This window comes from Nocardia jiangxiensis NBRC 101359 (assembly GCF_000308615.1).
GTDB lineage: Bacteria > Actinomycetota > Actinomycetes > Mycobacteriales > Mycobacteriaceae > Nocardia > Nocardia jiangxiensis.
The window spans coordinates 1-8,443 of the sequence record NZ_BAGB01000135.1 but is presented as its reverse complement, the minus strand read 5'-3'; the positions used below and the strand labels follow the sequence as shown (position 1 = coordinate 8,443).

6 protein-coding genes and 1 pseudogene are annotated in these 8,443 nt (G+C 61.9%); 4 read left to right on the top strand and 3 right to left on the bottom strand.

Annotated elements, in window-relative coordinates:
• Positions 1 to 775: 775 nt before the first annotated feature.
• Positions 776 to 1,111, top strand: a complete 336-nt coding sequence (locus ON40_RS34725; RefSeq protein WP_040829500.1) for a histone-like nucleoid-structuring protein Lsr2 — start codon at positions 776 to 778, stop codon at positions 1,109 to 1,111.
• 627 nt (positions 1,112 to 1,738) lie between these two features.
• Entirely contained in the window at positions 1,739 to 2,233 is a 495-nt protein-coding gene (locus ON40_RS34720) for a hypothetical protein (RefSeq protein WP_169541945.1), read from the top strand.
• Between the two features lie 380 nt (positions 2,234 to 2,613).
• Here the strand turns inward: ON40_RS34720 and ON40_RS34715 are convergent, their stop codons facing one another.
• Positions 2,614 to 3,264: a DUF5677 domain-containing protein gene (locus tag ON40_RS34715; RefSeq protein ID WP_281033090.1), complete on the bottom strand. Its 651-nt coding sequence runs from the start codon at positions 3,262 to 3,264 to the stop codon at positions 2,614 to 2,616.
• Between the two features lie 527 nt (positions 3,265 to 3,791).
• Here ON40_RS34715 and ON40_RS52475 point away from each other — a divergent pair.
• Positions 3,792 to 4,607 (top strand): hypothetical protein, encoded by an 816-nt coding sequence (locus ON40_RS52475; RefSeq protein ID WP_157186591.1) that lies wholly within the window; start codon positions 3,792 to 3,794, stop codon positions 4,605 to 4,607.
• Between the two features lie 270 nt (positions 4,608 to 4,877).
• Here ON40_RS52475 and ON40_RS56545 read toward each other — a convergent pair whose 3' ends face one another.
• The gene (locus tag ON40_RS56545; protein ID WP_444543728.1) at positions 4,878 to 5,249 is read right to left on the bottom strand and encodes a hypothetical protein; all 372 of its coding nucleotides are present in this window, start codon (positions 5,247 to 5,249) and stop codon (positions 4,878 to 4,880) included.
• A gap of 242 nt (positions 5,250 to 5,491) precedes the next feature.
• Positions 5,492 to 7,660, bottom strand: a complete 2,169-nt coding sequence (gene cas3, locus ON40_RS34710; RefSeq protein ID WP_245568126.1) for a CRISPR-associated helicase Cas3' — start codon at positions 7,658 to 7,660, stop codon at positions 5,492 to 5,494.
• 39 nt (positions 7,661 to 7,699) lie between these two features.
• Here cas3 and ON40_RS34705 point away from each other — a divergent pair.
• A pseudogene (locus ON40_RS34705) lies at positions 7,700 to 8,298 on the top strand (transposase family protein); the annotation flags it as partial.
• Positions 8,299 to 8,443 lie beyond the last annotated feature (145 nt).

Genomic DNA, 8,443 nt, shown 5'->3' with positions numbered 1-8,443 from the left:
TGTTGCCGGTTGTTGTTTGTTGCTGTTCGTGGACCTGTGACGTCCTGTGGACGTCCTGATACTGGCGCGGTTTGGCCAGGTCCTGTGCCGTGTGGAGGCAATTCGGTGGGGGCGGGGACGTGCGGTTCGGATCGGCTCCAGCTGGCGGGCGATCCTTACACTGTGGTACCGGTATATGCGCATGTATTGATCATCGGCCCGTGTCCGCTTGCGGATGGAGCGAACGGTGGTGTCACGTCATGATCCGGGTGCATCTGTGCAAGGAGGCGGCTGTGTGGCCGGCGGCGTCTGCTTCGGCGATGGCGGTGCCGGGGGGCTGATCTTGTCGAAAGCAATCGATGCAGGCGGGGTCTGTTCGATTCGGTCTCACCTGTGATGTGTTCGGTTGAGAGGATTTGAACCTGCGACCACCTGACCTGGAACCAGGTTCCCGGTATGTATCCCAACGATTCCTAATACGCCGTATCAACTGCAATTATAGCTGATATGCATCATTTGTTATTTCCTGTTGTAACCCATCGATTCTCGGCCAAACCGTGTACCGCCCGTGTACTTCGGGGCATATTGCAACGGCTGCGGGTGCTGCGGTCGAGGGAAGCTTGAGCGGTCACCGGGGCGATATGTGGTGCGTCTCCGTCCGCTTCCACATCGAAAATGGCAGGCGACATCGTCTGGTGCTCAACTCCTCCGGTTCGGCGTGCCAGTCGAGTGTCTCCTTCGCCGACGTTCTACGCTTGCCGCTCAAGCATTCTGATGATCACAAGGGGCGTTGCATATGGCGAAGAAGGTCACCGTCGAACTGATCGACGACTATGACGGCAAGTCCGTGGCGGAGGGCACTGTCGTGTTCGGGATTGACGGTGTCGAGTATGAGATCGACCTATCTGTGAAGAATACGGCGAAGTTGCGTGCGGTGTTCGACCAGTGGATCGAGCCTGCGCGAAAGGTCGGTCGAGTTTCCAAGGGTAAGAGCACTGTTGGCGGTCGCACGGCAGTCGATCGGGAGCAGACAGCCGCTGTTCGGGAGTGGGCGCGAAAGAACGGATATGACGTGTCCAGCCGCGGACGGATCCAGGCCAGCATCCTCGAGGCGTACAACAAGGCGAGTTAGATGTATGAGGCCAGGACGTTGGTGACGCCAGCGTGTAGGCGGCTGGCTGGCGGCCGATTTCCTGCCGCGGTGTGGGGGTGGTGATAGCTGTGGCGGATGTTCCGTATGTCGAGGGTGTTGGTGCGCCGCATGCAGGAACAGGTAGCCGCCTCGGGTGCGACGATTTGGTACGGGCGACGGCACGGTCGTGGTCGGGCCGATGCCCTGGATCCGCCATCCGGAGGTGGCGATCACGGCTCCTGTCGCCATACTTTCGGAGCTGAGCCGTCCCTTTTGGTACAGGAGGGTTGACAGCCGATTTTTGGTCGCAATGATGGCAGCTGGCATCATCTCCTCATGGGAAACGGGCAGGCCGGGCGGTGCATCTTCTGTGGCGCAACAGGTCTTTCTAAAGAGGACGTTTGGCCTCGATGGATACGACGTGCGACTTCTCACCCGGGAAGTGATCGGTCATCTCAAATGATTACGCACGCGCTTCTTGCGAATGACCATGCCGTAGTTGCTCCTCAGCTTCACGAACGGCAAGGGCCTACGACCTCTCGGAAAGTTCGTAAAGTATGCCGCGACCGCTGCAACGGGGGGTGGATGTCACAGCTCGAGACGAACGCAAAACCTCTGCTTTTGCCCATGATCAAGGATGTCGACCATTGCGAGTTGTCGCTAGCCGACCAAGATATACTTGCGCGGTGGGCGGTCAAGACGTCGATCATGATGCAGTTCACCGATCTGTCCACGAAGACCTCGCACCCCGATGATGACGTGGACTTTTACCAATCCGGCCGGGCGCTCGACGTCAACCGGGTATGGCTTGGTCGGCACGTTGGTACGCAGTGGGATCGCCGATTTTTCCACGCTAATGCTGTGGTCGGCGACCGTAGGACTGGGCAGATTGTGGACATGTGGGGAACCACGACGATTGTGATCGATAGTCTGGTCGTATTTGTTCTCTGGGATGCGCCCGGCCTATTAGGTCCGAAATTTCCGTATTCTTCGGAAATGGTTTCTATATGGCCGGCGGTCGACGAGGTTGAATGGCCGCCGACTTGCTCGTTTGCGGATGGCACTCTGAGTGAAGCCGCGGTTTGGGTACAGAAAGCCGCAGGCCAGCACTTCATGAGTTGACCGAGTTGGAAAATCGAACTCTGAACCCGCTGTTAAGGGTTCGGGGTTCGCTTGTGTTCACGGCCAGTCACCGGTAGTCCCAAACACCCGCCCTACCTGTGGTTATCCCTCAACGGGTGGCAGAATAGGTCACGGACGATCACGCCCGGTCACGCCGAAATTTTGGGGAAATTTTGGGATGGGTCAATTCTGATCCGTCGCCCGTCGCCCGTCGCCCGTCGCCCGTCGCCCGTCGCCCGTCGCCCGTCGCCCGTCGCCCGTCGCCCGTCGCCCGTCGCCCGTCGCCCGTCGCCCGTCGCCCGTCGCCCGTCGCCCGTCGCCCGTCGCCCGATCATGCCAATGGGACACCGATCCCAGGTGTCGCCACCGACCTGCTGACACTATTTCTTGTTGAGCCGGTTCCAAGCCGCATCGGACAGTTTCAGCTCCGGCTCGATCTGCAGCCTGCGGGCAATGGCACGGAGTTCGCTCCGTCTGCGTCGCGGCGCATCGCAGTAATTGACCGCCATGTGTGCCCACACCACCGATGCCGCAGTGAGGAACAGCCATCCGGAATCCGCGACAGTGGTGCGGGGCACGATCCGCAGCTCGATGCCGTCTTTGCCGTTGTCGAAGTACTGATCCACGACCAGCATCGACGGGTGCGACTGTTCCGACGCCAGGCGGTAGTACACATAGGCGTCCACTCCGGCGAGCGCCAGGTCCTCGCACATCTGACTGAAGTTGCGGGCCTGGCTGGTGGATTTCGAGGGTTTAACTGGAAGAACCTGCGCGGCAACCATATTCGCTCCAGCGCGGAAGGGTGCGCTTTGTGCCCGCTGTAGATCGGTCGCGAGGGCCGTGCGCTTGCGCTCGTATTCGGCTGCGAACGCCTGCATGCCGTCGGGTACCTGTGTGAGCCAATGAGCCGTGATCGCGCCTTCGAACGCTTCCCGGATCAGCGGCATCGCCACCAGCTCGTTGGCAGAATGATCCAGCAGGGTGACCACCGCTCGAGCCAGGGCGGTCACGTGTGAGGCCAACCCAACCACGGAGGGGGCGACCGTGGTGATCGTGGCGTCTCGGGGGCGGGTCAGTTCGAGGTCGGTTTCCAGGAACTGATCCCACCCTCGTCGCAGCTCGTTGATTATGGAGACGATTTCGTTGCGGTTCAGTACATCCGCACTGGAAGCAGAAGTCACGGGGCAAGTGTAAAGACGATGACCGACACGTAATCAGCGTGCTGAAGGCGGTTGTGCCGCACCGCTGTCGCCGCATGATGACGCCCTCCACCGTGAGTCAACATCTGAGCAGTACTGACCGTCGTCTGGTGGCGGGGGATCGTACGGCGGGGCGAGTGAATGAAACAGCTCACGCGCACGCCCTTCGTCACCTTGAAGACTGTTGAAAAGAAGCGTGCCCGACCAGGTATGGTCGGGCACGCTGAAGACCAGTGGCACGGTGAACGGACTCGTAATGAGGAGTCCCCGTGGGCACCTCGCCCCCTCCTAGTTGTGGAGGTCCCTGGAGTTGCTGGCAAAGCAGAGCACAACGGTTAAACGATTGTCAAGGAGTGGTGTTGACCAGTCTGGTCGTGTGGGTGGCCGTCGATCAGCGCGGCCCGGCGTCGATGTACATCGCGACCGACAGCCGCATCAGCTGGTCCGGCGGCCAACGCTTGTATTGGGACCATGGGCGCAAGACGTACGCTGCGGCGCTCACGTCAAACATCATCGGCTACGTCGGAGACGTGCTGTATCCCGCCTTGTCGCTACCTACCGTGCTGGCGTTGCTCGATGAACTTCCGCCAGCTTCCACCGGTGATCTTGCCCAGCGTCAAGTCTTGGACCTGGTGCAAGCGGCTTGGGAAGGCGCTCCGGCCGAAACTCGCTCCTATGGTACGGAATTGGTGCACTGTGCGCGTATCGGTGACGGCATGCAAGCAGAATTCGTCGCGCAGATACTCCGCCTGCCGAAGGGATCGTCCAAATGGGAATCAGTGCGCCTCAGCCTGCCACCGGTGAGCTCGAAGTTGGAGTTTTTGGGGAGTGGTAGCCGGGCGCTGAAAGCTGCCTACGGTACCTGGATCCGGCCAACGACGAACGACGACAGAGACCGCACGAGCCGAGCGGTATTCAGTGCCTTTTGTGACGCGGTAGGTGGTGGCAGTGACGAGATGACAGGCGGGCCGCCGCAGCTGGTGGGGCTCTATCGGAAGGGGCCAGCTCGGGTGTTTGGCGTCCATTGGAACGGGCGAGCGTATCTTCACGGCACTGAGGTTCCAGTGACAACCGCAACAGGATTCGAGTACCGCAATTCTCGCTTCGAGCGAGTTGATGCAAGCGGGGTGCTTATTCCTAGGGCTCAGCGACATGCTGCACAGCCCGCGACATGAGCGGGCGTCTATCACCGCCGCCGGAATAGCGGGCCCCAAGGCCGACCCCGGACGTAGACGACTGTCGCAGGTTCGCACCGTCAGCGGGGCGCTATAAGCACAACTCGACATCCGCACGGACTCCATCGTCGGCGAAGCGCCCAGTCCGGCGAATGCGGCAGCGGCGCTTACCGCTGCCGCCTGCAGCACCCTCAGCATCGATGAGCCTCTCGTGATACTGGTTCCATCAACGACAAAGCCGATCGTTTCGATAAGGCAGCTTGCCGTCGATCACGTGCGCAGCACGACCCAACCGCCGTAGAGATTGCCGGACTCGGAGGTCCGGCGCCAGCCATCACGCCGTGCTCGTTGCGGGCCACGATCACGTTGAGATTCCCGCCGGACCCCGAGGTCCGGCGCCAGGTCGCCGATGACGGCCGCGTTCTGCTCACAGCGACCGTTGAGATTCCCGCCGGACCCGGAGGTCCGGCGCCAGACGGCACCGGCATCGGCTGACGATGCGCCGGGCAAGTTGAGATTCCCGCCGGACCCGGAGGTCCGGAGCCAGGCGCTCGCCGCGGTGCGAGTGCCCGCCAGCACCGAGTTGAGATTCCCGCCGGACCCGGAGGTCTGACGCCCGCGCGGCACGATCCGCGGTCGCAAGGTGATTTCGTTGAGATTCCCGCCGGACCCGGAGGTCTGACGCCAGGCTGGTTGACCTGCACTTTCGTGCGATAGCCGGCGCAGCGGGTGAGCATTTCGCTTCGGATGGTAGATGTTCGGGCAGGTCGCGACTTGGGAACGGTCCTGGAATTCCAGTCGCACTGGAGGTTCCGAACCGGATGCCACGGCTCTTGGCGCAGCGGGCTGATGGGTTACGACGATGGCGAGCCCTGAACGCATTGTCAGAGAATCGTTTCAAGGGCATCTTCGTCTAGTCCTACACCCTGGCAGGTGTCGGCATTCCAGTTGTAGGTGCCGCACCAGCGGCCGAGATCTCCGACGACGTTGTCGATCGATGCTGCGACGTCTGCTCGCTGGGCGACCTGGGTGCCAAGCTGCACTGTCCATGGCTGGAGTTTTCTGAGAGCTGTTCTGGCGGTGATGGTTCCATCGCTGACTGCTTGAAGTAGCGGGTCGATGCGTTGGGCCTCGCTCTCGTTGGCGGCGATAACCAGGGGGACCGATTCTTCGCGGATCATCCGGAAGGCTTCGCGCTTGTCACGTTTGGCCGACTTGCCTGCATCGATCAGGGGCCCGTCGGCGACCGCGCGGAAGTCCAGCTTTTCGCGATTGTCTTGGATCTTCTGTCCGACAGGCCATTTGGTTTTATCGTGGGAGGTTCGCTCGAGTTGGAGATCGCGATACAGTGCGCGGTAGTACCTGGCGAGCGCTTGCTGGTCATCGAGCTTTGCTATTGCCTGGCTGAAGTGCTCGACGGTGAGTCCGCAAGCGGTTGTATAGCCTGCCGGCATGTGTCCGTCGGCTGGGTCGAACACGATTACCCGACCGCCGTCTGGGAATTCGCCGTTGCGGTTCGAGCGTCCTGCGGCCTGCTGTAGGGAGTCCGCAGGCGCGAGAGCGCGCCAGACGGTAGGGAAGGACAGGTCAACTCCGGCTTCGACGAGCTGAGTCGAGACGAGCAGGGTGGGTTCGCCGTCGCGGAGTCGTGAGGTGACTGTTTCCAGGACAGTGCGCCGATGTTTGGCGCACATCCTGGTCGAGAGATGCCAGACATGACCGGTGTGTTCGAGCATTCGATACAGATTGCGTGCGTCGGCGATCGTGTTCACGACGACCAGTGCTTGTCCCTGTGTCATGACTTCCGACGCGACCTGCTCGAAGGTCGGCTTCGGGTCGAGCCGCCATTCGTAGGTGACTCGGCGGGCCCGTTCGAACAGTGGTTGCGGATCGGGGATCACCGGGGTGATCTGGACTGCATCGCGTTTCGCGGAAGGTTTCCAGACCGTAAGGGCTTGAAATTCGGGTTGTGTGGCGGAGGTGAGCAGCACGGTCGCGTTGAACGGTGGTTCGGTCAAGGTGCGCAGTCCGCTGAGGATCGGTACCACCAGTTCGTGCGGCAGCGCCTGGACTTCGTCGAGAATGATCATCGAGTTGGCCAGCCGGTGGACTTTGCGGATCTGAGAAGGTTTGCGCCCGAAGAGTGATTCGAACAGTTGGACCGTCGTGGTGATAACGAACGGCGCGTCCCAGTTCTCGGCGGCCAGCCGTTGCCGACGGTTGGACTCGTGATTGGATTGCTGCCCTTGGCCGTCGCCCTCCTCGGTGAAGCGGACACTGGAGTGGTGTTCGAGTACGACTGTCTCGTCGTCGGTGTCGAGCATGGACCGGTAAACCTCGGCGTTCTGCTCGGTGATCGTGATGAACGGGACAGCGACGATTACGCGCGACTTGCCCCAGCGGGCCGCGTGCTCGAGCCCGAAACCTGCCTGCGCATAGGTCTTTCCCAATCCGGTCGGTGCCGCGAGGCGAAAGATGCCGGGTTTGCTCGCAGCCGCGTTGATCGCTGCCTGGTACACCTCCTCCCGAAGTTCGGAGACCTCATCGGGTCGCCGGCTCTGGATGGCCCTCGCACGACTATCAGCGAACCTGGCCGCCAGAACGGACATGTCCGCAGGTGGGGCGACCTGGGGTCCCGGCAAACCGTGCCGGTGTGCCGCAGTGTCCAGATGATCGGCGTCAACCAGCGCGGAAAAGACCATCCGCAAACGCATCTCGAAAAGAAGCCTCTCGTCACGAGAGGAGAGCTTGTTCGGAAACAGGCGCCGCCAAGTGGCCAGTCGCGCAGCTGATGCTTCCGGGACCGCGAACAAGAACCGCCCGTCGGTCTCCTCGTCGGTCTCCTGTCGCAACTGCGTGAGCTCTTGTTGATCGGTCATCCCACCGTGATGCCCCGAAATCGCCATCGCGGCGAGCCCCGCCACCGCGGAAACCATGCGAGCACCAGCGCTCTTGTGTGGCACGCCAACTCGGTTATCTGTCCCCTCCACCCGCAGCAGCCCTTCCTGCCACGCACACCCAGCCTTGCCGGCGTCATGGAACAACCCGAGCATGTAAGCCAACTCGCCGTCACCGAACACATGCGCAAACCTTCGATCGGCGAGAACGCATGGACGGCGGTGCGCTATCCCGGCGCGGTGCGTGATCCCGACACCGGTGAGTGGATCTCCGACGCCGAGGTCGCCGAAATCCCTTACACTGCTTTCACTTCCACCAAAGACCGCGTTACCGCCCGGCTGATCGTGCGGCGCGTGAAAGACGCCCGCTACCCGATGCTTTGTTCCCGGTCTGGCGGTATCACCCGTTCTTCACCAACTCGCAAGAACTGGTCGCTGACGCCGACATCACCCACCGTAAACACGCTGTGATCGAGACCGTGTTCGCCGACCTCATCGATGGACCCCTCGCTCACGTCCCTTCAGGACGCTTCGGAGCCAATTCCGCCTGGGTCCTGTGCGCCGCGATCGCCCACAACCTGCTACGCGCAACCGGCATCCTCGCCGGCGGACCACACGCCCGCGCCCGCGGCGCCACCCTGCGCCACAAGATCGTCAACATCCCGGCCCGGCTCGCACGCCACCAACGCCGCCCCGTCCTGCACCTGCCCGCCCACTGGCTCTGGACCGACGCTTGGCTCACCTTGTGGCACAACATAATCGGCTACACATCGCCACAACCTGCCATCATCTGACCACCCGGCCCGAAACGGCCCGAACCGAGAACCAAGTGGAAACGCTGGGCAGACCAGCGGCTACCACACGCCCGAAACCCGCTGGTCTTCGCGCCGAAGGCGCGCAGACCAGCCCGAACCCAGGTCGGTGGATTCAGGCTAAAGC